The organism is Streptomyces sp. PH9007, from assembly GCF_059813725.1.
The window spans coordinates 5190464-5215338 of record NZ_CM187440.1; the positions used below are offsets into that span (position 1 = coordinate 5190464).

General features: G+C 70.8%; 25 protein-coding genes and 1 CRISPR repeat array. Of the genes, 13 read left to right on the forward strand and 12 right to left on the reverse strand.

The features are described 5' to 3' along the window. Window positions 1-15 precede the first annotated feature (15 nt). The 4 genes from ACTFAP_RS23915 to mmuM all read left to right on the forward strand — a co-directional run bounded on the left by ACTFAP_RS23915 (window position 16) and on the right by mmuM (window position 2979). Complete coding sequence (locus ACTFAP_RS23915; protein ID WP_390121672.1) at window positions 16-723, forward strand: hypothetical protein; 708 nt, start codon at window positions 16-18, stop codon at window positions 721-723. Between the two features lie 76 nt (window positions 724-799). After that, on the forward strand, window positions 800-1141 hold the full coding sequence (locus ACTFAP_RS23920) for a MazG-like family protein (protein WP_495682264.1): 342 nt from the start codon (window positions 800-802) through the stop codon (window positions 1139-1141). A gap of 24 nt (window positions 1142-1165) precedes the next feature. Beyond that, window positions 1166-2086 carry an LLM class F420-dependent oxidoreductase gene (locus tag ACTFAP_RS23925; RefSeq protein WP_390121674.1) on the forward strand — a complete coding sequence of 307 codons (921 nt, stop codon included), beginning with the start codon at window positions 1166-1168 and terminating at the stop codon, window positions 2084-2086. Beyond that, window positions 2086-2979, forward strand: a complete 894-nt coding sequence (gene mmuM, locus ACTFAP_RS23930; RefSeq protein ID WP_500467350.1) for a homocysteine S-methyltransferase — start codon at window positions 2086-2088, stop codon at window positions 2977-2979. The genes ACTFAP_RS23925 and mmuM overlap by 1 nt, the downstream gene beginning before the upstream one ends. Before the next feature lie 287 nt (window positions 2980-3266). Here mmuM and ACTFAP_RS23935 read toward each other — a convergent pair whose 3' ends face one another. Further along, complete coding sequence (locus ACTFAP_RS23935) at window positions 3267-4037, reverse strand: alpha/beta fold hydrolase (RefSeq protein ID WP_390121676.1); 771 nt, start codon at window positions 4035-4037, stop codon at window positions 3267-3269. 71 nt (window positions 4038-4108) lie between these two features. On the opposite strand from ACTFAP_RS23935, the gene ACTFAP_RS23940 reads away from it, so the two are divergent. After that, window positions 4109-4726: a class I SAM-dependent methyltransferase gene (locus tag ACTFAP_RS23940; protein ID WP_495682266.1), complete on the forward strand. Its 618-nt coding sequence runs from the start codon at window positions 4109-4111 to the stop codon at window positions 4724-4726. Between the two features lie 2 nt (window positions 4727-4728). Here the strand turns inward: ACTFAP_RS23940 and ACTFAP_RS23945 are convergent, their stop codons facing one another. The 5 genes from ACTFAP_RS23945 to ACTFAP_RS23965 form a co-directional block, all read right to left on the reverse strand. Next, window positions 4729-6162, reverse strand: coding sequence for a glycosyltransferase family 2 protein (locus ACTFAP_RS23945; RefSeq protein ID WP_500467351.1), 1434 nt, complete (start codon window positions 6160-6162; stop codon window positions 4729-4731). Next, a complete protein-coding gene (locus tag ACTFAP_RS23950) occupies window positions 6159-6320 on the reverse strand; it encodes a hypothetical protein (protein WP_168222790.1) in 162 nt (53 codons plus the stop codon). The genes ACTFAP_RS23945 and ACTFAP_RS23950 overlap by 4 nt, the downstream gene beginning before the upstream one ends. A 106-nt stretch (window positions 6321-6426) precedes the next feature. After that, on the reverse strand, window positions 6427-6939 hold the full coding sequence (locus ACTFAP_RS23955) for a GNAT family N-acetyltransferase (protein ID WP_495682268.1): 513 nt from the start codon (window positions 6937-6939) through the stop codon (window positions 6427-6429). A 101-nt stretch (window positions 6940-7040) separates the two neighbouring features. Further along, window positions 7041-8039: an ornithine carbamoyltransferase gene (gene argF, locus ACTFAP_RS23960; protein WP_500467352.1), complete on the reverse strand. Its 999-nt coding sequence runs from the start codon at window positions 8037-8039 to the stop codon at window positions 7041-7043. Window positions 8040-8140: 101 nt separating this feature from the next. Then, window positions 8141-9376 (reverse strand): arginine deiminase, encoded by a 1236-nt coding sequence (locus ACTFAP_RS23965; RefSeq protein ID WP_495682270.1) that lies wholly within the window; start codon window positions 9374-9376, stop codon window positions 8141-8143. A gap of 112 nt (window positions 9377-9488) precedes the next feature. On the opposite strand from ACTFAP_RS23965, the gene ACTFAP_RS23970 reads away from it, so the two are divergent. Together ACTFAP_RS23970 and ACTFAP_RS23975 are read left to right on the forward strand one after the other, a co-directional pair. Then, complete coding sequence (locus tag ACTFAP_RS23970; protein WP_495682271.1) at window positions 9489-10781, forward strand: Nramp family divalent metal transporter; 1293 nt, start codon at window positions 9489-9491, stop codon at window positions 10779-10781. Between the two features lie 29 nt (window positions 10782-10810). Next, window positions 10811-11785, forward strand: a complete 975-nt coding sequence (locus ACTFAP_RS23975) for a CorA family divalent cation transporter (protein ID WP_495682272.1) — start codon at window positions 10811-10813, stop codon at window positions 11783-11785. Between the two features lie 27 nt (window positions 11786-11812). Here the strand turns inward: ACTFAP_RS23975 and ACTFAP_RS23980 are convergent, their stop codons facing one another. Continuing rightward, entirely contained in the window at window positions 11813-12106 is a 294-nt protein-coding gene (locus ACTFAP_RS23980; RefSeq protein WP_495682273.1) for a hypothetical protein, read from the reverse strand. Between the two features lie 189 nt (window positions 12107-12295). Here ACTFAP_RS23980 and ACTFAP_RS23985 point away from each other — a divergent pair, with 189 nt between their 5' ends. The 3 genes from ACTFAP_RS23985 (at window position 12296) to ACTFAP_RS23995 (ending at window position 14610) form a co-directional block, all read left to right on the forward strand. Beyond that, window positions 12296-12799, forward strand: a complete 504-nt coding sequence (locus ACTFAP_RS23985; protein WP_495682274.1) for a hypothetical protein — start codon at window positions 12296-12298, stop codon at window positions 12797-12799. 63 nt (window positions 12800-12862) lie between these two features. Continuing rightward, complete coding sequence (locus ACTFAP_RS23990; protein WP_495682275.1) at window positions 12863-13423, forward strand: hypothetical protein; 561 nt, start codon at window positions 12863-12865, stop codon at window positions 13421-13423. Next, window positions 13420-14610 carry an MAB_1171c family putative transporter gene (locus ACTFAP_RS23995; RefSeq protein ID WP_500467353.1) on the forward strand — a complete coding sequence of 397 codons (1191 nt, stop codon included), beginning with the start codon at window positions 13420-13422 and terminating at the stop codon, window positions 14608-14610. Before ACTFAP_RS23990 ends, ACTFAP_RS23995 begins: the two co-directional genes overlap by 4 nt. Before the next feature lie 2 nt (window positions 14611-14612). Here ACTFAP_RS23995 and ACTFAP_RS24000 read toward each other — a convergent pair whose 3' ends face one another. From ACTFAP_RS24000 to ACTFAP_RS24010, 3 genes are all read right to left on the reverse strand, one after another. Next, the gene (locus ACTFAP_RS24000) at window positions 14613-15887 is read right to left on the reverse strand and encodes a hypothetical protein (RefSeq protein ID WP_495682277.1); all 1275 of its coding nucleotides are present in this window, start codon (window positions 15885-15887) and stop codon (window positions 14613-14615) included. 101 nt (window positions 15888-15988) lie between these two features. Further along, a complete protein-coding gene (locus ACTFAP_RS24005) occupies window positions 15989-17287 on the reverse strand; it encodes an NlpC/P60 family protein (protein WP_500467354.1) in 1299 nt (432 codons plus the stop codon). 400 nt (window positions 17288-17687) lie between these two features. Then, window positions 17688-18338 (reverse strand): TetR/AcrR family transcriptional regulator, encoded by a 651-nt coding sequence (locus ACTFAP_RS24010; protein WP_500467355.1) that lies wholly within the window; start codon window positions 18336-18338, stop codon window positions 17688-17690. A 191-nt stretch (window positions 18339-18529) separates the two neighbouring features. On the opposite strand from ACTFAP_RS24010, the gene ACTFAP_RS24015 reads away from it, so the two are divergent. Further along, window positions 18530-20836, forward strand: a complete 2307-nt coding sequence (locus tag ACTFAP_RS24015; RefSeq protein ID WP_500467356.1) for an MMPL family transporter — start codon at window positions 18530-18532, stop codon at window positions 20834-20836. A gap of 110 nt (window positions 20837-20946) precedes the next feature. Here ACTFAP_RS24015 and ACTFAP_RS24020 read toward each other — a convergent pair whose 3' ends face one another. Beyond that, the gene (locus ACTFAP_RS24020) at window positions 20947-21399 is read right to left on the reverse strand and encodes an ATP-binding protein (protein WP_500467357.1); all 453 of its coding nucleotides are present in this window, start codon (window positions 21397-21399) and stop codon (window positions 20947-20949) included. 169 nt (window positions 21400-21568) lie between these two features. Between ACTFAP_RS24020 and ACTFAP_RS24025 the strand changes: the two genes are divergently transcribed. Continuing rightward, entirely contained in the window at window positions 21569-22456 is an 888-nt protein-coding gene (locus tag ACTFAP_RS24025; RefSeq protein WP_500467358.1) for a helix-turn-helix domain-containing protein, read from the forward strand. Further along, window positions 22453-22644, forward strand: a complete 192-nt coding sequence (locus ACTFAP_RS24030; protein WP_500467359.1) for a DUF397 domain-containing protein — start codon at window positions 22453-22455, stop codon at window positions 22642-22644. Before ACTFAP_RS24025 ends, ACTFAP_RS24030 begins: the two co-directional genes overlap by 4 nt. Before the next feature lie 171 nt (window positions 22645-22815). Then, window positions 22816-23087: direct repeats of the CRISPR family, unit length 28 nt; unit sequence GGAACACCCCCGCAGGTGCGGGGACGAC. A 156-nt stretch (window positions 23088-23243) separates the two neighbouring features. Here the strand turns inward: ACTFAP_RS24030 and ACTFAP_RS24035 are convergent. After that, window positions 23244-24773, reverse strand: coding sequence for a helix-turn-helix domain-containing protein (locus ACTFAP_RS24035; protein WP_030730432.1), 1530 nt, complete (start codon window positions 24771-24773; stop codon window positions 23244-23246). Window positions 24774-24875 lie beyond the last annotated feature (102 nt).

The following is a 24875-nucleotide window of genomic DNA, read 5'->3' on the forward strand; positions in this document are numbered from 1 at the left end:
CGAAAGGAGCAGGCTGTGCGCAGTCAGGGGGCCACCCCGGCGGTCATCCCCGCCCAGCGGTGGCGGGACGAGGGCCGCGGCGGGATTCACCCGCTGCCGGTACGGGCCGGGATCCATCTGGGGACCGACCGCGCCGGACAGCCGGTGTCGGTGCCCGCCCTCGGCGCCACCGGCATCCGGATCGGGGTGCTGGGCGAGTCGCTGTTCGGCCGGCTCTTCGCGCTGCGGCTGCTGGCCGCCGGTGCCCGGGTCACCGCGAGCACCCGGGTGCCGGACCAGTGGTCCGGGGTACGCCACGCCGCCGGTGACCGACTGGAGTTCGCGGAGGGCGAGGGCACCGGGGACTGGCCCGCCCACACCCCCGCCCCGCCCACCGTGGAGGCCGGTCCGCAGGCCCTGATCAGCGACCGCCGCCGCCCGCCGCCCGTGGCGTGCGCCGCCGGCCCGTGGCGCACCGTGCTCCATGTGACCCGCGCGGTGCCTCGGCACTCGGCGTTCTGGGGCGGGGCGGACGCCGTCCTCGCGCTGGACGCCCAGTTTGCCCCGATGGCCGCCCGGGTGCTGGGCGAGGAGGCGGGCCGGCTCACCGCGTCCCTGGCGCCGGGGCAGATCGCCCTGTTCCGGCCCGCCGCCGGCAGCGCGGAGGTGCTGCGCCCCGATGTGTCGCCGGGGGAGAGCGCGCTGCTGACCCCGGGGGCACCGGCGGCACGGCGCGGCGGCTGACCGGCCCCGTCCCCGCGCTCCGTACCGCCCGGTGGCGGGCCCGGTGCCCGCCGCCCGGCCGGACGGTGATAGACCCATGGGCGTGACCGACTCCGCAGACCCTCACCGGATCGCCGCCCTCCAGGACCGGCTGGCGGCCTTCGCCGCCGCCCGGGACTGGGGGCAGTACCACACGCCGAAGAACCTGGCGGCCGCCCTGAACGTGGAGGCCGGGGAGTTGCTGGAGATCTTCCAGTGGCTCACCCCCGAGCTGTCCGTGACCGTCATGGAGGACTCCGAGAGCGCCGCCCGGGTCGAGGACGAGATCGCCGACGTGCTCGCCTACCTGCTCCAGCTGTGCACGGTGCTCGGCGTGAATCCGCTGGCCGCGCTCGACGCCAAGATCGACCGCAACGAGGAGCGCTTTCCCGTTCAGTGATCTCCAGGGGACACAATGGGGCCCATGGATCTGCGTATCTTCACCGAACCGCAGCAGGGCGCCAGCTACGAGACCCTGCTGTCCGTCGCCAAGGCCACGGAGGAATACGGCTTCGACGCCTTCTTCCGGTCCGATCACTATCTGAAGATGGGCAGTGTGGACGGGCTGCCCGGCCCGACCGACGCGTGGATCACGCTGGCCGGCCTGGCGCGCGAGACCAGCCGTATCCGCCTGGGCACCCTGATGACCGCGGGCACCTTCCGGCTGCCCGGCGTGCTGGCCATCCAGGTGGCCCAGGTGGACGCCATGTCCGGCGGCCGGGTCGAACTGGGGCTCGGCGCGGGGTGGTTCGAGGAGGAGCACACCGCGTACGGCATCCCGTTCCCGAAGGAGAAGTTCCCCCGCCTGGAGGAGCAGCTGGCCATCGTGACCGGCCTGTGGGAGACCCAGCCGGGCGACACCTTCTCCTATGACGGCGCCTACTACCAGCTGGCCGACTCGCCCGCGCTGCCCAAGCCCGCGCAGGCAAAGGTGCCGGTGCTGCTCGGTGGCCTGGGTCCGAAGCGGACCCCGGCGCTGGCGGCCCGCTACGCGGACGAGTTCAACATCCCCTTCGCCTCGGTCGCCGACAGCGCGGCCCAGTTCGACCGGGTCCGGGCGGCCGCCACCGAGATCGGCCGGGACCCGGGCGAGCTGATCTACTCCAACGCCCTGGTGGCCTGTGTCGGCCGGGACGACGCCGAGGTCGCCCGCCGTGCGGCGGCGATCGGCCGCCAGCCGGACGAGCTGCGCGAGAACGGACTGGCCGGCTCGCCCGCCGAGGTGGTCGACAAGATCGGCCGCTACGCCGAACTCGGCGCCACCCGGATCTACTTCCAGATCCTGGACCTGTCCGACCTGGACCATCTGGAGCTGATCGCCTCCCAGGTGCAGAGCCAGCTCTGATGCCGCCCCCCGCGCCCCTGGTTCTCGACGGCGGTCTCTCCGACCGGCTCCGGGACCAGGGGTGCGAGCTGTCCGGGGAGCTGTGGACGGCGCGGCTGCTGGCGGACGATCCGGGGCAGTTGCTGGCGGCGCACCGCGCCTACGCGCGGGCCGGGGCGCGGGTGTTGATCACCGCGAGCTATCAGGCGTCCTTCGAGGGCTTCGCACGCCGGGGCATCGCGGCTCCGGCGGCGGCCGGGCTGCTGCGCGACAGCGTGGCCCTGGCCCGCGAGGCGGCCGGCGCGGAATGGGGGCACCTCCCGGCCGAAGGCCGGGGGAAGGTGGCCGCGTCGGTGGGCCCGTACGGCGCGGTGCTGGGGGACGGCAGCGAGTACCGGGGCGGGTACGGGCTGACGGAGGCCGAGCTGACCACCTTCCACCGGCGCCGCATCGAGGCGCTGGCGTCCGCCGGGCCCGATCTGCTGGCGCTGGAGACGGTGCCGGAGGTGACCGAGGCGCGGGCCATGCTGCGGGCGGCGCGCGGCTGCGGCATCCCGGTGTGGCTGTCGTACACGGTGGCCGGCGGGCGCACCCGGGCCGGGCAGCCGCTGGCGGAGGCGTTCGCGCTGGCGGCGGAGGAGGAGCAGGTGGTGGCGACCGGGGTGAACTGCTGCGCGCCGGACGAGGTGACGGACGCGGTACGGCTGGCGGTGCGGCTCACCGGCAAACCGGCGGTTGCCTATCCCAACAGCGGTGAGCTGTGGGACGCGGCGCGGGGCGGCTGGTACGGCCCCGACCGGTTCGATCCGGCGCTGGCCCGGGAGTGGCGGGCGGCGGGGGCCGGGCTGATCGGTGGCTGCTGCCGGGTGGGGCCGGCCCGGATCGCCGAGCTGGCAGCCGTGTTGCGGGTGTGAATTCCAGCCGTGTTGTGGGTGCGGGCGGCGGCCCGGTTGTGGTGCGCGGGCGGACAGAAGCCCAGGTGAGCACCGTCGCGCTGAGCTTGAATCTTTAACAGTACGTAGTGGTTGGGCTACACGTGGTGACTTGATCACGGTGTCACGGTGCGCGGGCCGTGCGGTACTCCGGCAGAATTCCACCGGTGCCGCGAACCTCCGCCGTGCAGGGCAGAGGTGCGCCGCCACCTCCGGAGCGCGCGCCGGCCATCGCTTCCCCGCCCGTCCGGCCCGCGCTCCGGCCCTCCTCACAAGGGGTCGCGCAGAAAACCCGCCAGCAGCTCGGCCACCTCCGCCGGGCGCTCCAGGGACGGCAGATGGCCGGCCCAGGGCAGCTCCAGGTGGCGGGCGTTGGGCAGCTCGTGCGGCAGGGACGCGGCGATCTCGCGGAAGTCGGCGAAGTCATGGGCGCCGGAGACCGCCAGCACGGGAATGGCGCCGATCCGAGCCGGCCGCAGTGGTTCCGGCGGCGGCAGCGCGTCGAACTCCTCGGCCGCCAGCTGCACATCGAACGCCCGCCGCTGCATCAGCCGCACCATCGCCCGGGTGTTGCCGTCGGCGTCCGGGCCCAGCCAGGTGCTCACGTTCAGCTCGACCGCCCCGGCGATGTCATCCGCCTCGATCAGCTGCTCCTCCTTGTCGGAGAAGGCGGCCAGCGAGGGCGAGGGCCGGTGGCCGGGGGCGCCCGCGCACAGCAGGGCGAGCGAGCCGACCCGTTCGGGCCAGCGGGCGGCGAACTCCAGCGCCACCCGCCCCCCGAAGGAGGAGCCGACCACGGCCACCCGGTCCACGGTCAGCTCATCGAGCAGATCCCGGACGTCCTCCGCGTCACTGTGCGGACCGAGCGGGGCCGCGCTGTCACCGTGCCCCCGGAAGTCGGGCCGGATCAGCCGGAAGCCCGCGTCGATCAGGACCCGCCACTGCGGGTCCCACATCCGGCGGTCGCAGACCGAGGAGTGCAGCAACAGCACCGCCGGTCCTTCTCCTGCAACATCATGGGAGAGATAAGGGTGGCTCATCCGATTCCTTCGTTGCGGAACCCTGTGAATCCCCTCGTTCACGAGGAGTAGGTCAGGGACATCATCACCCCATGACGGAGCGTGGGACAAACGCCTACAAGCAACTCACCGATGTGCCCCCACCGGTGGCGCGGGCCGTACGGGCGGCACGGGCGGCGGGCTTCGCCTTCTCGTGCCGCCCGGAGCAGGGCCGGCTGCTGTACGCGCTGGCGGGCGGGGCCACCGCGGCGATCGGGGAGACCGGTACCGGCTGCGGCGTCGGGCTGGCCTGGCTGGCCGCCGGGGCGGGGCGCGGGGTGCGGCTGGTGAGTGTGGAACGCGACGCGCGGCGGGCCGCGCTGGCGGCCGAGGTGTTCGCGGACGACGCGCGGGTCACCGTGGTGCACGCCGACTGGACCGCCCTCGCCGCGCACGGCCCGTTCGACCTGCTGGTGCTGGACGGCGGCGGCCAGGGCAAGGCGCCCGGGGACACCCCGGCCGATCCGCGAGAACTGCTCGCCCCGCGCGGCACGGTGGTCATCGACGACTTCACGCCGTCCACCGCCTGGCCGCCCACCCACGGGGGAGCCGTCGACCACGCCCGCCTGCACTGGCTCACCCACCCCGCCCTGCGCGCCACCGAACTGCGCCTCGCCGCCGGCCTGGCCGCCGTGGTGGGGACCCGGCGCCATCCGTCGGACACCGCCTAGGCTCAGGTCCCGGCCGGCTCCCGGCGGGTGACGAGGTCGACCTCCACGGCGGAGCGGGTGCCCCAGCGGTTCACCCGGTGGCAGGTGGCCATGGCGTACAGGTACAGCGGACGCAGCACCACCGTGCGCCAGGCGGCGGCGAGCGGGGCGGCGGCGAACAGCAGCGCGGTCTGCCACCCGGTCATGTCGGTGCGCCCGACCGTGAACAGGCGCAGGGTCATCAGATAGCTCATGGCGACCCCGATGAGCAGACCCAGCGTCACGATCGTGCCCAGATGGGGCCGGTAGCCGGGGTGCGCGAGCAGGGCCACCGGGATGACGAGGCCGAGCAGGATGTGCAGATACTCGGCGACCGTGGTCCAGAACACCACGCCACCGGCCGGCATGTAGCGCAGCCACCACAGATGCCGCACCGTGGTGCCGCGCATCCACCGCATCTGCTGGCGCAGATAGTGCGACCAGCGCTGCGGCACGAGGGTGAAGACCAGCGCGGACGGCTGGTGGACGGTGTCCCCGGCGAGCAGCGCGTAGAAGGTGAGCATCGAGTCGTCGTTCATCTGCATCGGCCGCCCGCGAAACCGCTCGTTCTCGTAGACGCCCGCGGCGGCGCGCACCGGACCGGCGCGGTAGAAGGCGAGGGTGCCCGAGTTGATGGTGACCCGGCGCAGCACCGACTGGGCGCTGCGCAGGCCCCGGGTGAACGGCAGATAGAGCAGGGTGATCAGCCGGGTGAGCGCGTTGGCGTCGTGGTTGAGCACCAGCACCTGGCCCGCCACGGACTGCACCGCGGGGTCGGCGAAGGGCTTGAGACCTTCCGCCACGGCGTCCGGGTCCAAGACGGAGTCGCTGTCGAGGGTGACGAAGATGTCGGCGTCGTCCTGCGCCAGGACGTGCATCTGGGCGTGCCGTTTGCCCCGGTTGGGGGTCCGGTCCCAGGTCGCGGTGATGCCGCGGGCCGCCGCGCGCCGCAGGAACGCGTCGCGGACGCCGTCGTAGGTGAGGGGAGTGCCGTCCGGGTGCGCCGATCCGTCGTCGACGACGCGGATCCGGGTGACCGGCCTGGACTGTACGAGCACCGAGTGCAGGCAGGCGCGCAGGATGGCCGGGTCCTCGTTGTAGACCGGGATCTGCACCGTCACCGTGAGGGCATCCGGGTGATGGCCGGCGGCGGGTGCCGGTCTCCTGGGGCGTTCGAGCCAGGAGAGCGGCACCCACCACAGCAGGACGAAGGAGACGAGCCAGGGAACGGCCAGGCCGCCCGGGTGCGCTCCCAGGAGTTCGCGCACGGTGGTCACGGCGTGTGCGATGACCCAGGCGGCGAAGCCGGTCAGCGGTACCAGGCCCAGCGGGACGAGCAACCAGGGGGAACGGTGCCAGGCCCGGTGCAGTACGGGGACGCCCGGCCAGCGGCCGCCCCCGGCAGCCCGGTGCGTCACGGCGAGAGCGCCCCGCGCCGCCGCCGGAAGGACACCCGCACCACGAGCGCCCCCACCAGGACGAAGGCGGCACTGGCCACCACGAGCCACAGCTGTCCGGCGGCCAGCCCGGTGGCGGCGAGGGTTCCGCCGGGCCCGGCGATCGATCCATAGGACATGAGCACCTCCACGGGAAGCGATACCGGGAGACTATGGCCATTTGTCCTGCGGCGCAGCGCGGCGGAGGGGCGCCTCGAGGGCCCCCGTCCGCCGCCCGGCGATGGCTCAGCCGGTGTACTCCGGGGGCCGCAGTTCGTTCTCCAGCACGGTCATGAGGATCAGGTCGTACCAGCGCCCGTCGCGGCGGAAGCCGTCGCGCTGCCGGCCGTCCTCGGTGAAACCGGCCTTGGCGTACGCGCGGCGGGCGGCGGCGTTGTCGGCCGCCACCCACAGCGTGATGGAGTGCAGTCGCAGCTGGTCGAAGCCGTAACGGCACAGCGTGCGGACGGCGTCCGTGCCGTAGCCCTGGCCCCAGGAGTCCTTCTCGCCCAGATAGATGTCCAGCACGGCCATGCCGTTCTCGGCCTCGAAGTCGCGCAGATCGGTCACTCCGATCAGCCGGCCCTCGTCCCGGGTCTCGACGGCCAGCAGCAGCCGCTCGTAGCTGCTGTTGGGTTCCCGTTCCTCGATCCGGCGGCGGGTCTGCGCGAGTGACTGGGGGTAGGAGGTGTCCAGCCAGCGCATCACCTGCGGGTCGTGGTTCCAGCGCCACAGGGCCTCGGCATCGTCGGGCTCCATCGCCCGCAGTCGTACAAGATCTCCGGTCAGCATCCCTGACAGATACCAGCCAACCCCGCCCGCGCTCAACGCATTTCCCGGCGCGGGCGGTCACCGGGGCGTCAGCCCAGGGTCGCCACCATCACTGCCTTGATGGTGTGCATCCGGTTCTCGGCCTGGTCGAAGACCACCGAGTGCTCCGACTCGAAGACCTCGTCGGTGACCTCCAGCGAGCTGAGGCCGTACCGTTCGTGCAGCTCACGGCCCACCTGGGTGCCCAGGTCGTGGAAGGCGGGCAGGCAGTGCAGGAAACGGACGTCCGGGTTGCCGGTGGCACGCAGCACGTCCATGGTGACGGCGTACGGGGTCAGCAGCCCGATTCGCTCCTCCCACGCCTCGACCGGCTCGCCCATCGAGACCCACACGTCGGTGGCCACGAAGTCCGCGCCCGCCACACCCCGGTCCACGTCCTCGGTCAGCGTGATCCGGGCCCCGGTGCGCTCCGCCAGCTCCCGCGCCCCGGCGACCACCGCGTCCTCGGGCCACAGCGCGCGCGGCGCGACGATCCGTACGTCCATGCCGAGCAGCGCGCCGGTGATCAGGTAGGAGTTGCCCATGTTGTTGCGGGCGTCGCCGAGGTAGGCGTAGGAGATCTCCTCCAGCGGCCGGTCGCTGTGCTCGGTCATGGTCAGCACGTCGGCGAGCATCTGGGTGGGGTGCCAGTCGTCGGTGAGGCCGTTGTACACCGGGACCCCGGCGTGCGCGGCCAGCTCCTCCACCGTCTGCTGGGCGGAGCCCCGGTACTGGATCGCGTCGAACATCCGGCCGAGCACCCGGGCGGTGTCCTTGGCCGACTCCTTGTACCCGACGTGGGTGCCCGAGGGGTCCAGGTAGGTGGTGGCGGCCCCCTGGTCGGCCGCCGCCACCTCGAACGAACAGCGGGTACGGGTGGACGCCTTCTCGAAGATCAGCGCGATGTTCTTGCCCACCAGCCGCCGCTCCTCGGTCCCGGCGCGCCGGGCGGCTTTCAGCTCGGCGGCCAGGGTGATCAGGGAACGGAACTCCTCCGGGGTGAGGTCCAGTTCCTTGAGCAAGTGGCGGCCGGTGAGTTCTGTCGCCATGAGAGGGCTCCTGATCCGAAAAGATGACTGACGGTGTTCGATGACTGGAAGTCTATACGGGCCCTCTCATGGCTATGCAAGGGCTGTCGGGCCCGGCCGGCTCAGCTCACCGGATCCCGCTCCACCGGGCAGCTCATGCAGCGCGGCCCGCCCCGCCCCCGCCCCAGCTCACTGCCCGGGATCTCCAGCACCTCGATGCCGCTGCGCCGCAGATACGTATTGGTCGTCACGTTGCGCTCGTACGTCACCACCACCCCCGGCTCCACCGCCAGCACGTTGCAGCCGTCGTCCCACTGCTCGCGCTCCGCCGCGTGCACATCCTGCGTCGCGGTCAGCACCCGGATGGAGTCCAGGCCCAGCGCCGCCGCGATCGCCCCGTGCATGTGCTCCGGCGGATGGTCGGTCACCTTCAGCCCGCCGTCGTCCGAGCCCGGCTCGATGGTGTACGACCGCAGCATCCCCAGCCCCGCGTACTGGGTGAAGCTCTCCGCGTCCACCATCGTCAGCACCGTGTCCAGGTGCATGAACGCCCGCCGCTTGGGCATGTCCAGCGCCACGATGGTGCGCGCCGAACCGGTCGCGAACAGCCGCCGCGCCAGCAGCTCCACCGCCTGCGGGGTGGTCCGCTCGCTCATCCCCACCAGCACGGCGCCGCCGCCGATCACCAGCACGTCCCCGCCCTCGATGGTGGACGGATGCCCGCCCTGCCCCTCCGACCAGCGGTGGAACGGCCCGGCCCCGGGGCCGGCGAACAGCGGGTGGTGCCCGTAGACCGCCTCGAAGTGCACGCTCTCGCGCTGCCTGGCCGGCCAGCGCATGGCGTTGATGGCCACCCCGTCGTACACCCATGCCGAGGTGTCCCGGGTGAACAGGTGGTTGGGCAGCGGCTGGAGCAGGAAGTCGTCCTGCTCCATCACGTGGAACCGCACCGAGGACGGCTCGCGGTGCGCGGCCAGGTACTCCCGCTTGGTCATGCCCCCGATCAGCGCCTCGGCCAGCTCCTCGTCCGGCAGTCCCTCGAACACCGAGCGCAGTTCGTCGGTGGCCAGCGGCCCGTACTCGCGCTCGTCGAAGACCCGGTCGAGCACCAGGCCCCGGGCCGCCGGGATCGCCAGCGACTCGGCGAGCAGCTCCCCGAACAGATGCACGGTGACGCCGCGCTCGCGCAGCAGCTCGGCGAAGGTGTCGTGCTCCTGCTGCGCCCTGCGCACCCACAGCACGTCGTCGAAGAGCAGGTCGTTCTTGTTGCTCGGGGTGAGGCGCTTCAGTTCAAGACCGGGCCGGTGCAGGATGACGCGGCGCAGCCGCCCGGTCTCGGAGTCGACATGGAAGGTCATGTCCCCATCCTGCGTCATCCGTCCCATGCCGCCCCTCCTGTTGCGCGATCAGGTTCCTGACAATCGTTCTGGTGTGCGTATTGTGACGTGAGTTTCTGGGCAGACTCCTGCGGTGACGACGACGCGCGAAGAGGCCCAGCCCCAGCCGCCCGTGAAGCGGCGCTGGCGTTCCATCGGTCCGGGCATCGTGGTGGCGGCCACCGGGGTCGGCGCCGGCGACCTGGTGGCGACCACCGTGGCGGGCAGCAGATTCGGGTACACGCTGGTGTGGGCCGCCGTGGTCGGCTGCCTGATCAAGATCTCGCTGGCCGAGGCCACCGGCCGCTGGCATCTGGCCACCGGCCGCACCATCTTCGACGGCTGGCGCTCGCTCGGCCGCTGGACCGTGTGGTACTTCGGCATCTACATCGTCGTCTGGGGCTTCGTCTACGGCGGCACGGCCATGACGGCCAGCGCGCTGCCGCTCGCCTCGCTCTTCCCGGACACCTTCGCGCTGTCCACCTGGGGCATCCTCTGCGGGCTCATCGGCCTGGTCTTCGTCTGGCTGAACCGCTACGCCGTGATCGAGAAGATCATGATGGTCCTGATCGGCGTGATGTTCGTCGTCGTGGTCGGCATCGCCCTGCGGGTGGCCCCCGACACCGGCGCCCTGATCGCCGGAATGGCGCCCACCCTGCCGGACGGCTCCATGGTCTACACGCTGGGCCTCATCGGCGGCGTCGGCGGCACCATCACGCTGGCCGCGTACGGCTACTGGGTCAACGCCAAGGGGTGGAACGGCCCCGGCTGGATCGCCATGATGCGGCTGGACAACCGGGTCGCCTACCTCACCACCGGCATCTTCGTCGTCGCCATGCTGATCATCGGCGCCGAACTGCTGCACGCCACCGATGTCGCCCTCACCAGCGGTGACCGCGGCCTGCTGGACCTGGGGAACGTCCTGGAGGACCGCTTCGGCGCCGCCACCTCCACCATCTTCCTCATCGGCTTCTTCGCCGCCTCCTTCAGCTCCCTCATCGGGGTCTGGCACGGGGTGAGCCTGCTGTTCGCCGACTTCGTCGCCCGGCAGCGCGCCGGGGACGGCGACCCCGAGGCCGGCGCCACCGAGCAGGTCACCCGCGGCGCCCGGGAGCGCTCGCTGCCCTTCCGGGCCTACCTGCTGTGGCTGACCTTCCCCCCGATGGGCCTGCTCTTCCTCGACCGGCCGATCCAGCTGATCCTGGCGTACGGGGTCCTCGGCGCGTTCTTCATGCCGTTCCTGGCCATCACCCTGCTGTGGATGCTCAACACCGACCGCGCGCCACGCGAATGGCGCAACGGTCCGCTCAGCAACGCCATGCTGGCGCTGTCCGCCCTGCTGTTCGTGGTGCTGTGCGTCCACGAGGTGATCGAACTGCCATGGTGAGTGCCCGGAAAGCGGCCTAATGTCGGATCATGGCGCGTACCCGGCTCTACCGTGACGGCTCCCTGGTCCTGGAGAACTTCCCGGTCCGCGACATCTCCGAGCACCTGACCGAACCCGGTGCGCTGATCTGGCTCGACCTCTTCCGGCCCACCCCGCACAAGCTGGCCCGGGTCGGTCAGGAGTTCGGCCTCCACGAACTGGCCCTGGAGGACGCGGCCACCGCCGGCCAGCGGCCCAAGCTCGACCGCTACCGGGCGCACGAGTTCTTCAGCGGCTACGCGGCCACCGTCGACCCGGGCGGCGGACGGCTGCGGACCACCGAGATCGCCGCCTTCATCACCCGCCAGGCCCTGATCACCGTGCGCCAGGACGACCTGCTCGACATCGACGACGTCGCCGCCCGCTGGGACGACAGCCCCGACCTCGCGAGCCAGGGCGTCGGCTTTCTGCTGCACGGACTCCTCGACCATCTGGTGGACGGGCACTTCCAGGCCGTCCAGCAGATGGACGACGCCATCGAGGAGCTGGAGGAACTGCTGTTCGCCGAGGACCCGGGGCGGATCCGTCAGGTGCAGCGCGACGCGTACGAGCTGCGCAAGTCCCTGGTGGGGCTGCGCCGGGTGGTGCTGCCGATGCGCGAGGTGGTCAACACCCTGATGCGCCCCGGGCTGCGGGTGGTGACCGATCCGCTCATGCCGTACTACCAGGACATCTACGACCACGTACTGCGCGCCGCCGAGTGGACCGAGTCACTGCGCGACATGGTGGCCTCGGTGATGGAGACCAACCTCTCCATCCAGAGCAACCGGATGAACCTCATCATGAAGAAGGTGACCAGCTGGGCGGCGATCATCGCCGTGCCCACCGCGATCACCGGGTTCTACGGCCAGAACCTGCCGTACCCCGGCTTCAGCGACCACCTGGGGCTGATCACCTCCAGCGCGCTGATCGTGGGCGTCACCGTGCTGCTGTTCGTCCTCTTCCGCCGCAACGACTGGCTGTGACGCCCACGGGGCGCAGGGCCGCGCGGGTCAGGGCAGGAAGGCCCCGGCCAGCAGATAGGGCAGGCTCCCGGCCAGCAGCCCGGCGAAGATCACGGTGGCGGCCGTCGTCGCGACACTGTCGTGCCGCCGGGCCAGCACCCCGGTGGCGACCAGCCCACCCGCGCCGGACAGCAGCCCGTACAGCGCGAACGCCGGAGAGACCGCCAGGGCGAGCAGGCCCGTCACGGAGAACAGCACCAGTGTCCAGCGGGCGGTGCGATGGTCCATGGTGTTGCGGCCCGTCGCCCGATCCGTCGTCGTCCGGCTCGTCGTCTGGTTCATCGCGGAACTCCTCAGCACAGTCAGAGGGTTGACCGTCCGGTGAGGAATGGTTCCCCGGTCCCGCACACGATCATGCACGGATGTCCGCACCGATCACACACTTTTGTGATGTCGCCGTTGCCTGCCGCGCCGGGCGCGGCCGACGGTGGACGATACTGAGGGCGACCGGTGGCGGAGGGGGCGAAGAACGTGGACGAGCGAGACGGCGAGGACGCGGCGGTGGAGCCGGAGGGCGAACGGCTCGGGCGGCGGATCGAGTTCCTCTTCACCTATGTGCAACCGCTGGGGCGGCGGTACACACTGAAGGAAGTGGTGGACGGGATCCGCGCATCGGCCCGGCCCGGGGACCCCAAGATCTCGGTCGGCCGGCTGTGGACGCTCCTCAAGGGACGGGCCGGGAACCCCACCGTCGGCACTCTGCGCGCGCTGGGCGACTTCTTCGGCGTCCCGCAGTCGTACTTCATCGACGACGAGGTGGCCGACCGGGTCGCCGCCCAGCTCGAGCTGATCGCGGCGATGCGGGCCAACGACGTACGGTCGGTGGCGCTGCGGGCCGCCGCCGTGGCGACCATGTCGGCGCACGGCGTGGACACGGTGCGCTCGCTGGTCGAACGCAGCGCGAGGCTGGAGGCGGAGGCCGAGGCCGAGGCGGAGGGGACCGGCCGGCCGGATCCGCCGGGGCCGGTCGTCTAAACTCCGTCCGGGTGCCGGAGGGGACCGTGGGGGACGGGGAACTGTGCTGACACGGGGGCACATATGGAGGACCGGCAGTGGCGTGCGTTCACGGCACGCTGCGATGGCCTGATCGGCCGGCTGGCCGTCCCGGGACCGTTCACGATCGAGGCCCTGGCCGAGGCGGTGGCCCGGCGCCGCGGCCGGCCGCTGCGGCTGATCCCGCTGGCCGAAACGGACACCGGCGGATCGGGAGTCTGCGGGGTGTGGATCGCCTTCGCCGGGGCCGATCACGTCTACTACTCAGTGGTGACCAGCCCCGTCCACCAGGCCCACATCGTGCTGCACGAACTGGCGCACATCCTGCTGGAGCACCGGCAGGACGGCGCACCGGACCACGCGAGCCTGCGGCAGCTCTTCCCCGACCTCGACCCCGCCATGGCCGCCCGGCTGCTGGCCCGTGACCGCACCCGGGCGACCACCGACCAGGAGCAGGAAGCCGAGCTGCTGGCCTCCCTGATGTGGCAGCACTTCGACACCCTTCCGGCGACCCGGCCGGGCGCCTCGCGCGCCTCGGCCGACACCCTCTCCCTGGTGATGTGCACCTTCGCCGAGGTCTACGAGTGGAAGGGACCGACCGCTTGAGGCCGTACGAGATGGCGGTGCTGCCGCTGCTCTGGAGCCTGTCCCTGTACAACCTCGGCCGATGGCGGACCGCGCCGCGGCGCAACCGGGTCCTCACCGCGGGCTGGACCTGCCTGGCGCTCTCCGCGACGCTGGGCACACCGGCGGTGCGGCGGATGATCGACGCACTGATCGGCATCAACAGCGTCACCGCCCTGCTGGTACATCTGCTGGGACTGACCGGGGCGGCGGCCCTGGTGGAGTTCGTCCGCGAGATGACGGGACGGGCCCGGGGGCGGCTCTCGCGGCCGAACCTCGCCACGCTGGCGGCCGGGGCGATCGTGCTGACCACCGCGTTCGCGCTGATGCCGCGCCCGCACGGGGACATCGACCTGCTGACGTACAGCCGGTCCTCCTGGGCGGGTTACACCTACTGGGCCGTGCTGACCGGCTACACCGCCTTCGGTCTGCTGACGATCGCGCGGATCTGCTGGATCGACGGACGCCACGCCTCGCCGGGCCCCGCCCGCACCTCACTGCGGCTGATGCGGATCGCCACCCTGCTCGGCGCCGCCTATCTGCTGCACCGGTTCGGCTATGTGACGGCCCGGTTCGCCCAGTGGCCGCTGCCGGACGCGCGCCTGATCACCGGGGCCACCCAGGTGCTGCTGGCGGTCATGCTGCTGCTGTTCGCGCTCGCCGTCATCTGGCCGGCACACGCCGAACACCAGCTGAAGCGGGCGGCGGCCCGGCAGGCCGACCGGATCGCGCCGCTGTGGCGGCTGCTGCAGACCGCGACCCCCGGTGTGGTGCTGCCGCTGCCGGCGGAAGTACGCCGGAGGAACCCCCGGCTGCGGCTGTACCGGTACGTCATCGAGATCCGTGACAGCGCGCTGGCCGTGGAGACCCACCTGGGCCCCGGCCACCCGCCGGCCGCCGAGGCCGCCTTGCGGGCAGCCGGGTTCGACGGGGCCGGGATGGCCCCGGCGGTGGAGGCGGTGCTCATGCGGTACGCGGTCTCGGCCCGGCTGTCCGGTCGCGAGGGGGCGCACGGGGGGCGGTCCGCCGTCCGGGAAACGCTGGACCTGGAGGCCGAGATCAGCTGGTTCGAGGAGGTCGCGGCGGCGCTGGAACTGCCCGCCGTGGTGGCCGCCGCCGAACTGCTGCACACGGTGCCCGGCGCACCGGTGAACGGTGCGCCGGGCTGAACTCAGCCGCGTGCGTCCCAGTTGCCGGCGACGGGGATGTCGCCGGTGGTGCCCCACTTGATGACGCGGGTTTTGCCGTCGTCGAGGCGGAGGTGGAACTCGCTGGTGCTGGGTCGGTAGATGCCGACGTTCGCGGCGTGGCCGCCGTCCCAGTTGGCGGAGACGGGCTTGTCGCCGGTGGTGCCGTACTTGATCACCGTGGTCTTGCCGTCGTCCATGCGGAGGTGGAACTCACCGGTTGAGGGCCGGTAGACCCCGATGTTGCCGGCATGCCCGCCGTCCCAGTTCCCGGCGACGGGAACGTCGCCGGTGGTGCCGTACTGGATGACGCGGGTCTTGCCGTCGTCCATCCGCAGATGGAACTCACCCGTGGACGGCCGGTAGATGCCGACGTTCCCGGCATGGCCGCCGTCCCAGTCACCCGAGATCGGCACATCACCCGTGGTGCCGTACTTCAGCTCGATCAGCCCACCGTCGTCCTTGCGGAGATGGAAGGTGCTCGTGGAAGGCCGGTAGATCCCGACGTTCTCGAGATGACCGCCGTCCCAGTTCCCGGAGACCGGGACATCACCCGTCGTGCCCCACTTGATCTTCTGGAGGCTGCCGTCGTCCTTGCGCAGATGGAACTCGCTGGTGGACGGGCGGTAGATCCCGACGTTGTCCGGCCCCGGATCCACCGGCGGGGTGGTCCACAGCGCGGCGACGATGCGCCGGCCGTCAGCGGCCTGGACCTGGTACCGGTCCGGGTAGGCGGAGCGCTGGACCGCCTGGCAGACCTCGCCCATCGGCCGGGTCTGCCAGTTCGGCACGTTCAGCAGTGCGTTGAGGAAGGCGTTGGTAGCCCAGGTTGGGTTCATCCGGTTCTGGAAGGAACCCCAGCTGGCCCGCTGCTGGAAGAGGCCCACGCTGTCGTGGTCCTCCATGTTGGGGTTGTTGCGCAGCGTGGTTTCGACGATCGAGGTGGTCACGGCGAGTTCGGCGGCTCGCTGGGGAAGGCCCCGGGCCTGAACCGCCTGGACGATGGCCCGGGCGCAGGACACCCGGTAGGCCGTCAGATAGTTGCGCAGGGTGCCGGTCAGCGTGCTGCTGAGCTGCTGGGCGATGGTGGAGTCGGCGGCGACGATCGTGCCGCAGGAGTAGTCGGGGGCGGCGAGGGCGAAGGCTGTCGGGTTGGAGAGGTCGAACTCGTCCTCGTCGGCGTGTGCGGCCGGCGCGGCGCCGAGCAGCGCGGCGGCGATGGCCGTGATGGCGGCGACGGAGGCAAAGCGGTGACGCACAGTGCGGTTCACAGAAGGTTCTCGGCTTCCGGTCGGATGACGGTGGGGTGGGAGGCCCCGGTGGCGTGGCGGGGGGAGTCACGCCACCGGGGAGTGTGGTGTCAGCCGCGTGCGTCCCAGTTGCCGGCGACGGGGATGTCGCCGGTGGTGCCCCACTTGATGACGCGGGTCTTGCCGTCGTCGAGGCGGAGGTGGAACTCGCTGGTGGAGGGCCGGTAGATCCCGATGTTGCCGGCGTGGCCGCCGTCCCAGTTGGCGGAGACGGGCTTGTCGCCGGCGGTGCCGTACTTGATCACCGTGGTCTTGCCGTCGTCCATCCGGAGGTGGAATTCACCGGTGCTGGGCCGGTAGATGCCGATGTTGCTGGCGTGGCCGCCGTCCCAGTTCCCGGTGATCGGCACATCACCCGTGGTGCCGTACTTGATCACCCGTGTCTTGCCGTCGTCCATCCGCAGATGGAACTCACCCGTGCTGGGCCGGTAGATTCCGACGTTCCCGGCGTGGCCGCCGTCCCAGTCACCGGAGATCGGCACGTCACCGGTGGTGCCGTACTTGAGTTCGATCAGCCCGCCGTCGTCCTTGCGGAGGTGGAAGGTGCTGGTGGAGGGCCGGTAGATCCCGACGTTCTCCAGATGTCCGCCGTCCCAGTTCCCGGAGACGGGGATGTCTCCGGTCGTCCCCCACTTGATCTTCTGGAGGCTGCCGTCGTCCTTGCGCAGGTGGAACTCATTGGTGCTGGGCCGGTAGATTCCGACGTTGTCCGGCCCCGGATCCACCGGCGCCGGCGGGGTGACGTCATCCACGATGCTGTTGTTGCGGACCGGCTTGAACGTCCCGTACCCGGAGTAGTAGGGGTACGGAATGGTCCGGTAGTGCACTCCGCTGCCGGTGAACTCGTACCCCCGGTACGAACTCTTCGACGCGTCCGTCCAGCCGGCGAACAACACGATGTGACCGCTGGCGCCCGCCGCGTCGTTGAGCAGGGCGTCGCCGGGCTTCAGGGCGTCCTTGCCTATCCAGGAGGCGTAACCCCTGGGGACGAAGCTGGTGGTGTCGAGCCCGGGGGTGCCGAGCTTCCAGGCCATCGACACATAGCCGGAGCAGTCGGTGCGGTACCCCTGGTAGGTGTTGGTCCAGCTGTACTGGAGTCCTCTGCCGACCCAGTTCGCCGCCCGGTTGATCACCTCGGTACGGGTGATCTGCGGCCCGACGGCAAAGGTGGAGAACTCGGCGGGCGCGCCCTGACCGGCGCCGCCCTTGTCGATGGCCGCGATGTCGGCGGCGGACAGCGGAACGTCGTCGCCCGAGGCGGACGCCGGTGCGGCGGCGAGGCCCCCGGCGAACAGCAGGGCGACGGCCGTACCGGCCAGCGCGCGGTTCAGGGCGTGTTTGGTGGACATGACTGGTACTCCCCGTGTGACAGATGTCGGAAAGCGCTGGTCCCGCCCGCTTGGCGGGACCAGCGCGTGACCCGCGCGTTGGGTGGGGCTTGTGTGGACGCCCGGTGCAGATGTGACGGCTGGTCACGCAGGAGCATCATTCGGCGTCACTCGGAGAGAGTCAATCTTTAGTGAAAATGAGGAGTGAGTAGCCTGGCTTGATCGGCACATATCAAGCCGGTGCCAAATCATGAAATAGCGGGTTGAAGCGGCGGGATGTGCAGGTGATGCCTCACGTCTCCAGCGCTGTCTTATGGCTCAAAGATTCACTAAAGAATCAGAGGGCGTCGCTTCTGAGGTTGAGGCGAACTGTCCTCCGTCGCCGCCGTGCCGGATCCGCCGGCGTCCTTTCCCGGTCCCGTCAGGGCGCCGGCACCTGGCCGGCCGGCGGCGCGAGAAGACGTTCCAGCAGCAGGAGACCGCTCTTGAGATCGGCGCTTCCGTCGAGCAGCCACTGGGTGCTGAGGCCGTCGGCCGCCGCGAGGACCAGCGAGGCGGCCTCGTCCAGCGGGATGTCAGACCGTACCGTTCCCGCCGCCCGGCCTTCTTCGAGAAGCGCCTGGATCCCTCCCCGCAGATGGGCGTACCGCTCGGAGAAGTGCGCCCGCGAGCGATCGTTCCCGGCCTCCAGCGCGTGCGCCACCATGCTGTTCAGCAGGGCCATCAGCCCCGGTACCCGCAGGCTGTGCTCGGCCGAGCGCTGGACGAGGTCGATGAAGGAGCCGCCGCCCTCGTCGGTGGCGTCGAGGAAGCGCCGGTCGTACTCCTGGAGCACCTCCAGGAAGAGCTGTTCGCGGGTGCCGAAGTGGTGCTTGAGCACCGGATGCGTCACCCCGATCGCCTCCGCTACGGCGCGCAGCGATGTTCCCTCGAACCCCAGCCGGTCGTAGACCGCCAGCACTTCGTCGATGATCTGCTGCCGCCGGGCGAGGCCCTTGGCGTACTTCCCCCGCTTCGCCGCTTCGCCGTCCTGCCGGGGCGGCCGGACGCCCGATGGGCCCTGGTCGGTCATGGCACACCTCCACTGCGCTCGCCGGGCCGGTGCGGCGCGGTTCCGCCCGATCCTATGACCGCGACCGTGAAAATATCCACCTGGATATTTTTGCGGTACGGTCGTCCCACCGGCCGCTCACGAAGGTGACTTCACGGGTGCCGCACCCCGCCGACACGCGGCTCGGACGGGCACACACAGGAGGAATGGCCATGGCATGGCAGTTGTTCAGGCTCGGACGCTGGTCGTTCCGGCACCGCTGGACCGTGGTGGGAATCTGGACCCTGCTGCTCCTCACCATCGCCGTCGGAGCGGCGACCCTCTCCGGTAAGACGAACGACAACTTCGAACTGTCCGGCCTCGAATCGACCCAGGCGTTCGACCTCATCAAGGAACGCGACCCCGAGGCGGCCCCCGACGGCGCCACCGCAAGGATCGTCTTCCAGGCACCGGAGAACACCTCCCTGACGGACCCGGCTGGCCAACAGGCGGTGACCGAGGCCCTCGCCGCACTGACCACCGACAACGTCATCGCGGTCCTCGACCCGTTCACCACCGGCACGATCACCGAGGACGGACACACCGCCTACGCCTCCGTCAGCTACGCCCACAGCGCCGCCGACCTCACCCCGGCGGACCGAGAAGCCCTCGACACCGCCCGCGACATCGCCGAGCGGGCCGGCCTGACGGCCACAGTCGGCGGCGACGTACTCGGTGTGGAGATGGACGGGGCCCTCGCCGAACTGATGGGCATCGCCATCGCCCTCGTGGTGCTCGCCCTGACCTTCGGATCGCTCCTCGCGGCCGGAATGCCGCTGCTCACCGCGCTGATCGGCGTCGGCATCGGCGTCGCCGCCATCGCCACCCTGACCGGCTTCACCGAGCTGAGCACCACGACTCCCGCGCTCGGCACGATGCTCGGTCTGGCCGTCGGCATCGACTACGCGCTGTTCATCCTCTCCCGCTACCAGAGCGAGGCGCGTCAGGGCCGTCCGTTGGAGGAGGCGGCGGGCCGCGCCGTGGGGACCGCCGGTTCGGCGGTGGTCTTCGCCGGACTCACCGTCATCATCGCGCTCGTCGGCCTCTCCGTGTGCGGCATTGGCTTCCTCACCGAGATGGGCTTGGGCGGGGCGTTCACCGTGGCCATCGCCGTACTCGTCGCCCTCACCCTGCTGCCCGCACTCCTCGGCTTCGCCGGCACTCGCGTCACCGGACGACGCTCCCCGAAGAACTCCACCACCCCACCCGGCACCGACGACACCTCCGCCACCCACCCCCGTACCCTCGGCCGCCGCTGGGTCGAAAGCCTCGCCCGGTACCGCTGGCCGGCACTCGTGGCCGGGATCGCGATCGCCGCCGTCGCCGCCCTCCCCGCGGCCTCCCTGCAACTCGCGCTTCCCGGCGACAGCACCAAGCCCGCCGACAGCGACGCCCGCGTCGCCTACGACCTCATCTCCGACGAGTTCGGCGCCGGAGCCAACGGCCCGCTGCTCGTCGTCATCGACACCGACCAGGCCCCCGACCCTGCCTCGGCGGTCGACACCGCCACGCAGACCCTGGCGACGCTGGCCGCCCGCGACGACTCCGCCGTCGCCGCCGTCATCCCGGCTCTCACCAGCGACAACCCCGAAGCGGTACAGGCCTACACGCGGCAGCTCACCACGGCCCGCCTCGCGACCCTCACGGTGATTCCCGTCGCCGGCCCCTCGCACCAGTCCACCAAGGACCTCGTCGCCGACCTCCGCACCACCCTGGCGGACCTGCCCGAGCAGACCGGCGCCCGTGCGATGGTCACCGGCCTCACCGCCGTCGATGTCGACATCTCCAACGCACTCATCGACGTGTTCCCGCTCTACCTCGCCGTCGTCGTGGGACTGGCCGTCATCCTCCTGATCGCGGTCTTCCGTTCCATCTGGGTGCCGCTGAAGGCCGCCCTCGGCTTCCTCTTCTCCGTCGGCGCCTCACTGGGTGCGACCGTCGCGGTCTTCCAGTGGGGCTGGCTGAACGAACTCGTCGGACTCGATGCCACCGGCCCGGTGCTGTTCCTGCTGCCGATCCTGCTCACCGGCATCCTGTTCGGCCTGGCGATGGACTACGAGGTCTTCCTCGTGACCCGTATGCGGGAGGCGTACGTGCACGGAACCCCGGCACGTCAGGCGGTCATCGACGGATTCACCCACAGCGCCCGCGTCGTCGGCGCCGCCGCCCTCATCATGGTCGGTGTCTTCGCGGGCTTCACGCTCACCGACGACATCATCCTCAAGACCATCGGCTTCGCCCTCGCGGTCGGCGTCCTCGTCGACGCGTTCCTGGTGCGCATGCTCATCGTCCCCGCCGTCATGTTCATCATCGGCTGGCGCATCTGGTGGATGCCCCGCGCGCTGGACCGCCTCGTGCCCACCGTGGACGTCGAGGGCGAGGCACTCGCCGCACGCCTCGCGGCGAACGGCCCGCGCACGCCGGAGAACAACGCCACGGCAGCCCCTAACAGGTCAGCCACGAGGGAACCCATCGCTTAAGACCTTTAAGCGACGCCTGACCGTTCACGGCAACGGACACCACCGGGCGTCGCACCACCGGCCACCCCCGCCGGGCGGGAGCACACCACTCCCCGCCCGGCGGGCGCGCGTCAGCCACCATCCCCTCGCGTCGAGAGCACCGCCCGGACCGTCTTCCCACTCGGCGGATACGGAACGGCGTCCCAGTGATCGCTGAGCGCCGCGACCAGCGCCAGACCACGCCCGGACGGCAGCAATTCATCGACCGTCGCACACGCCGGGGGAGCCTGCGGGAAGACATCCCCCCGGGCGTCCGTGACCTCGACTCGCAGACAGCCGGCCGCAGGGGCGAAGACCATCCCGAGCCGGAAGTCCCGTCCTGGCACCCGGCCGTGCAGCACGGCGTTGGTGGCGAGTTCCGCGATGACGATCTCGGCCCGCTCGACCAGATCCTCCGGCGCGCCCCAGCACCGCAGCTCATCCACACCCAGCAGCCGCGCGAGCCGCGCCCCGCGCCAGGTGGACGAGAACAGCTGGGTGGAGGTACGGACGGAGGTGCCGACGTGTGGAGTCGCTCGGTTCATGCCGCCAGATTGGCGGCCGTTCCGCGCGTCCGCGATCCCTTCGCCCCGTACACGGCGTCAACGTACGCACACGCGGAGTGGACAGTACGCGGGCGGTGTCATCAGGCTGGAGGCGCGTGGGAGAGCGCTCGGAGCACGTCGCGGAGCGGCGCGGAGAGGAAGGCGGCGCATGGACATCGCCGAAGACAACCAGGCCCCGGCCACGGTCGCGGGAGAACTCCCGGCTCCGGCGGGGGAGTACGAACGCGAACCCCATCCCTCCGACAGTCTCCGCACCTTCGGCGCGGTCGTCCAGGCCCTGCGCGAACACGCCGGACTGAGTCGCGTCGAACTCGCCGAACGGGTGCGGTACTCCAGGCACACCGTCGAATCCGTGGAACTGGGCCGCCGGATGCCCGACGAGGCGTTCGTGGAACGCGCGGAAGAAGCCCTCGGCAACACCGGCGCCCTCCGCCGCGCCGCCCGCCACCTCACCCGGGGGGAGGCCGGGTTGGCGGCATGGTTCCGCCGCTGGGCACGCCTGGAACGGGAGGCGGTGAGCCTGTGCACGTACGAATGTCGACTGGTGCCGGGGCTGTTGCAGTCGCAGACGTACGCACGGGCGGTGTTTCACAACAGTATTCCGTTGCTGACGGATGAGCAGACAGAGGCACAGCTCGCGGCTCGCATGACGCGACAAGACATGTTGCGGGACAGGCCCACCGTTCCATTCGACTTCATCGTGGAGGAGGCTGTCTTCCGGCGCAGGCTGGGCGGAGTACAGGTGCAGTCATCCATGCTCGACCACGTGCTGGACCTCACCGCCTCCCGCAACGTGACCCTGCAGGTGGTGCCGTTGGAGGCAGAGCTTCACGGCTGTTTGGACGGACCCATGCGCATCCTGGAAACCGCTGAGGGGCGGCGACTCGGGTACTCCGAGGGACAACAGAACGGGAGGCTCATCTCCGACCTGAAAGAGATGAGTGTGCTGTGCCGACGCTATGACACACTGCGCTCGCAGGCCCTCAACCCCAACGAATCGCGGGACCTGCTGGAGCGACTGCGAGGAGAACTATGAGCAGCGGTGCGAAAGAACTCGCCTGGTTCAGGTCCAGCTACAGCGGCACGCAGGGCGACGACTGTGTGGAGATCGCGATCGCCGAACGTACCGTCCACGTCAGGGACTCCAAGGACACCACCCGCGCGCCCTTCACCATCAGCCGCCCAGCCTGGGCCCCATTCGTACGGTTCGCGGCCCAGCACTGAACAGACGGCTCGGCCTGCCCGCCGCCCGGAAACCCCGGGCCCGGACAGCCAAGAGGCGCACGTTAGCGCCCGGTGACCGGTGCTGGACCCTAAACCAGCCTTGACTGCGTAGGAATCAGGGAATTCCCCAGGGGGCGACCGAAGAACTGGATGGCGGTCGCGTCGTATCCCGGAACACCCCCGCAGGTGCGGGGACGACGACATCAGCTCGGCAGCGCTGGCGTCGGGCTCGGGAACACCCCCGCAGGTGCGGGGACGACCTTCACCTGCGCAGACTCCCGGGGGCCGGTCTCGGAACACCCCCGCAGGTGCGGGGACGACCATCCCCTGCCGTCGCGGAGCAGATCGCCGAGGGGAACACCCCCGCAGGTGCGGGGACGACGAGGCGATCGGGCGGGCGCGGTCGGAAGCGGAGGGAACACCCCCGCAGGTGCGGGGACGACCGCCGCATGGTGCGGGTGTACGCCGCCCTCAGCGTGCTCCCCGCACACGCGGGGATGGTCCCATGGGCAGCGCCGACGCCCCCGACTGGCAGCCGTGGTCCCCGCACACGCGTCCAGACGTCTGGAGAGCGGACGGGGCGCGGGGGCAGCCGCCAGTCAGATGTCGCGGAACGTCTCGATCTGGGCGCCCACCGAGTTGAGGCGTTCGGCCAGGTCTTCGTAGCCGCGGTTGATCACGTAGACGTTGCGCAGTACCGAGGTGCCCTCGGCCGCCATCATCGCCAGGAGGACGACCACCGCCGGGCGCAGGGCCGGCGGGCACATCATCTCGGCGGCGCGCCAGCGGGTGGTGCCCTCGACCAGGACGCGGTGCGGGTCCAGGAGCTGGAGGCGTCCGCCCAGGCGGTTGAGGTCGGTGAGGTAGATGGCGCGGTTGTCGTAGACCCAGTCGTGGATGAGCGTCGAGCCGTGCGCCGAGGCCGCGATGGCGGCGAAGAACGGCACGTTGTCGATGTTGAGGCCGGGGAACGGCATCGGGTGGATCTTGTCGATGGGCGCCTCCAGCTTGGAGGGGCGCACGGTCAGATCGGCGAGCCGGGTGCGGCCGTTGTCGGCCGGGTACTCGGCGGAGAGGTCGTGGTTGAGGCCCATGCCCTCCAGGACCGCCAGTTCGACCTCCAGGAACTCCACCGGGACGCGCCGGATGGTGAGTTCCGATTCGGTGATGACGGCGGCGGCGATGAGGCTCATGGCCTCGACCGGGTCCTCGGAGGGGGAGTAGTCGACGTCGCGGTCGATGTCGGGCACGCCGTGCACGGTGAGGGTGGTGGTGCCCACGCCCTCGACGCGGACGCCCAGTTCCTCCAGGAAGAAGCACAGGTCCTGGACCATGTAGTTGGAGGAGGCGTTGCGGATGACCGTGACGCCGTCGCGCCGGGCGGCGGCCAGGACGGCGTTCTCGGTGGCGGTGTCGCCGCGCTCGGTCAGGACGATCGGGCGCTCGGGGTTGATCTGCCGGTTGACCGTGGCGTGGTACATGCCCTCGGTCGCGGTGATCTCCAGACCGAAGCGGCGCAGCGCCGTCATGTGCGGCTCGATGGTGCGGGTGCCCAGGTCGCAGCCGCCCGCGTAGGGAAGCTTGAAGTGGGTCTCGCGGTGCAGCAGCGGGCCCAGGAACATGATGATGCTGCGGGTGCGGCGGGCCGCGTCCGCGTCCATGCCGTTCAGGTCGAGCTGGGCCGGGGGCTGGATCTCCAGGTCGGCGCCGCCGTTGATCCAGCGGGTGCGGACGCCGATGGAGTTGAGGACCTCCAGGATGCGGAAGACCTCTTCGATCCTGGCCACCCGTCGCAGCACGGTGCGGCCGGAGTTGAGCAGCGAGGCGCACAGGAGGGCGACGCACGCGTTCTTGCTCGTTTTGACGTCGATGCTCCCGGAGAGCCGGCGTCCGCCCACCACCCGCAGATGCATCGGCCCGGCGTATCCGAGGGAGACGATCTCGCTGTCGAGGGCTTCCCCGATGCGCGCGATCATCTCAAGGCTGATGTTCTGGTTCCCTCGCTCGATCCGGTTAACGGCGCTCTGCGAAGTGCCGAGCGCGTCCGCGAGTTGCAGTTGCGTCCAGCCACGATGTTGGCGGGCGTCCCGGATGAGCTGCCCGATCCGGGCGAGGTAGTCATCGGTCATGTGAGCGACCCTATCTCAGATATGAGATGAGGCATCCGGGCGGGGGCCATTCGGGTGAGAGGCCCGCCATGGCCCGGCGAAACGCCGGCGCGTGCCCGGATC

Bases quoted from the DNA above. Each gene is read 5' to 3' on its own strand.
- mmuM (WP_500467350.1), top strand. From the start codon at position 2,086: ATGCCGCCCCCCGCGCCCCTGGTTCTCGACGGCGGTCTCTCCGACCGG.
- ACTFAP_RS23950 (WP_168222790.1), bottom strand. From the start codon at position 6,320: ATGTCCTATGGATCGATCGCCGGGCCCGGCGGAACCCTCGCCGCCACC.
- ACTFAP_RS23965 (WP_495682270.1), bottom strand. From the start codon at position 9,376: ATGACCTTCCATGTCGACTCCGAGACCGGGCGGCTGCGCCGCGTCATC.
- ACTFAP_RS24005 (WP_500467354.1), bottom strand. From the start codon at position 17,287: ATGTCCACCAAACACGCCCTGAACCGCGCGCTGGCCGGTACGGCCGTC.
- ACTFAP_RS23955 (WP_495682268.1), bottom strand. From the start codon at position 6,939: ATGGAGCCCGACGATGCCGAGGCCCTGTGGCGCTGGAACCACGACCCG.
- ACTFAP_RS23940 (WP_495682266.1), top strand. From the start codon at position 4,109: ATGACGGAGCGTGGGACAAACGCCTACAAGCAACTCACCGATGTGCCC.
- ACTFAP_RS24025 (WP_500467358.1), top strand. From the start codon at position 21,569: ATGGACATCGCCGAAGACAACCAGGCCCCGGCCACGGTCGCGGGAGAA.
- ACTFAP_RS23980 (WP_495682273.1), bottom strand. From the start codon at position 12,106: ATGAACCAGACGACGAGCCGGACGACGACGGATCGGGCGACGGGCCGC.
- ACTFAP_RS24015 (WP_500467356.1), top strand. From the start codon at position 18,530: ATGGCATGGCAGTTGTTCAGGCTCGGACGCTGGTCGTTCCGGCACCGC.
- ACTFAP_RS24035 (WP_030730432.1), bottom strand. From the start codon at position 24,773: ATGACCGATGACTACCTCGCCCGGATCGGGCAGCTCATCCGGGACGCC.
- ACTFAP_RS23935 (WP_390121676.1), bottom strand. From the start codon at position 4,037: ATGAGCCACCCTTATCTCTCCCATGATGTTGCAGGAGAAGGACCGGCG.
- ACTFAP_RS23990 (WP_495682275.1), top strand. From the start codon at position 12,863: ATGGAGGACCGGCAGTGGCGTGCGTTCACGGCACGCTGCGATGGCCTG.
- ACTFAP_RS23920 (WP_495682264.1), top strand. From the start codon at position 800: ATGGGCGTGACCGACTCCGCAGACCCTCACCGGATCGCCGCCCTCCAG.
- ACTFAP_RS24020 (WP_500467357.1), bottom strand. From the start codon at position 21,399: ATGAACCGAGCGACTCCACACGTCGGCACCTCCGTCCGTACCTCCACC.
- ACTFAP_RS24010 (WP_500467355.1), bottom strand. From the start codon at position 18,338: ATGACCGACCAGGGCCCATCGGGCGTCCGGCCGCCCCGGCAGGACGGC.
- ACTFAP_RS23925 (WP_390121674.1), top strand. From the start codon at position 1,166: ATGGATCTGCGTATCTTCACCGAACCGCAGCAGGGCGCCAGCTACGAG.
- ACTFAP_RS24030 (WP_500467359.1), top strand. From the start codon at position 22,453: ATGAGCAGCGGTGCGAAAGAACTCGCCTGGTTCAGGTCCAGCTACAGC.
- ACTFAP_RS23975 (WP_495682272.1), top strand. From the start codon at position 10,811: ATGGCGCGTACCCGGCTCTACCGTGACGGCTCCCTGGTCCTGGAGAAC.
- argF (WP_500467352.1), bottom strand. From the start codon at position 8,039: ATGGCGACAGAACTCACCGGCCGCCACTTGCTCAAGGAACTGGACCTC.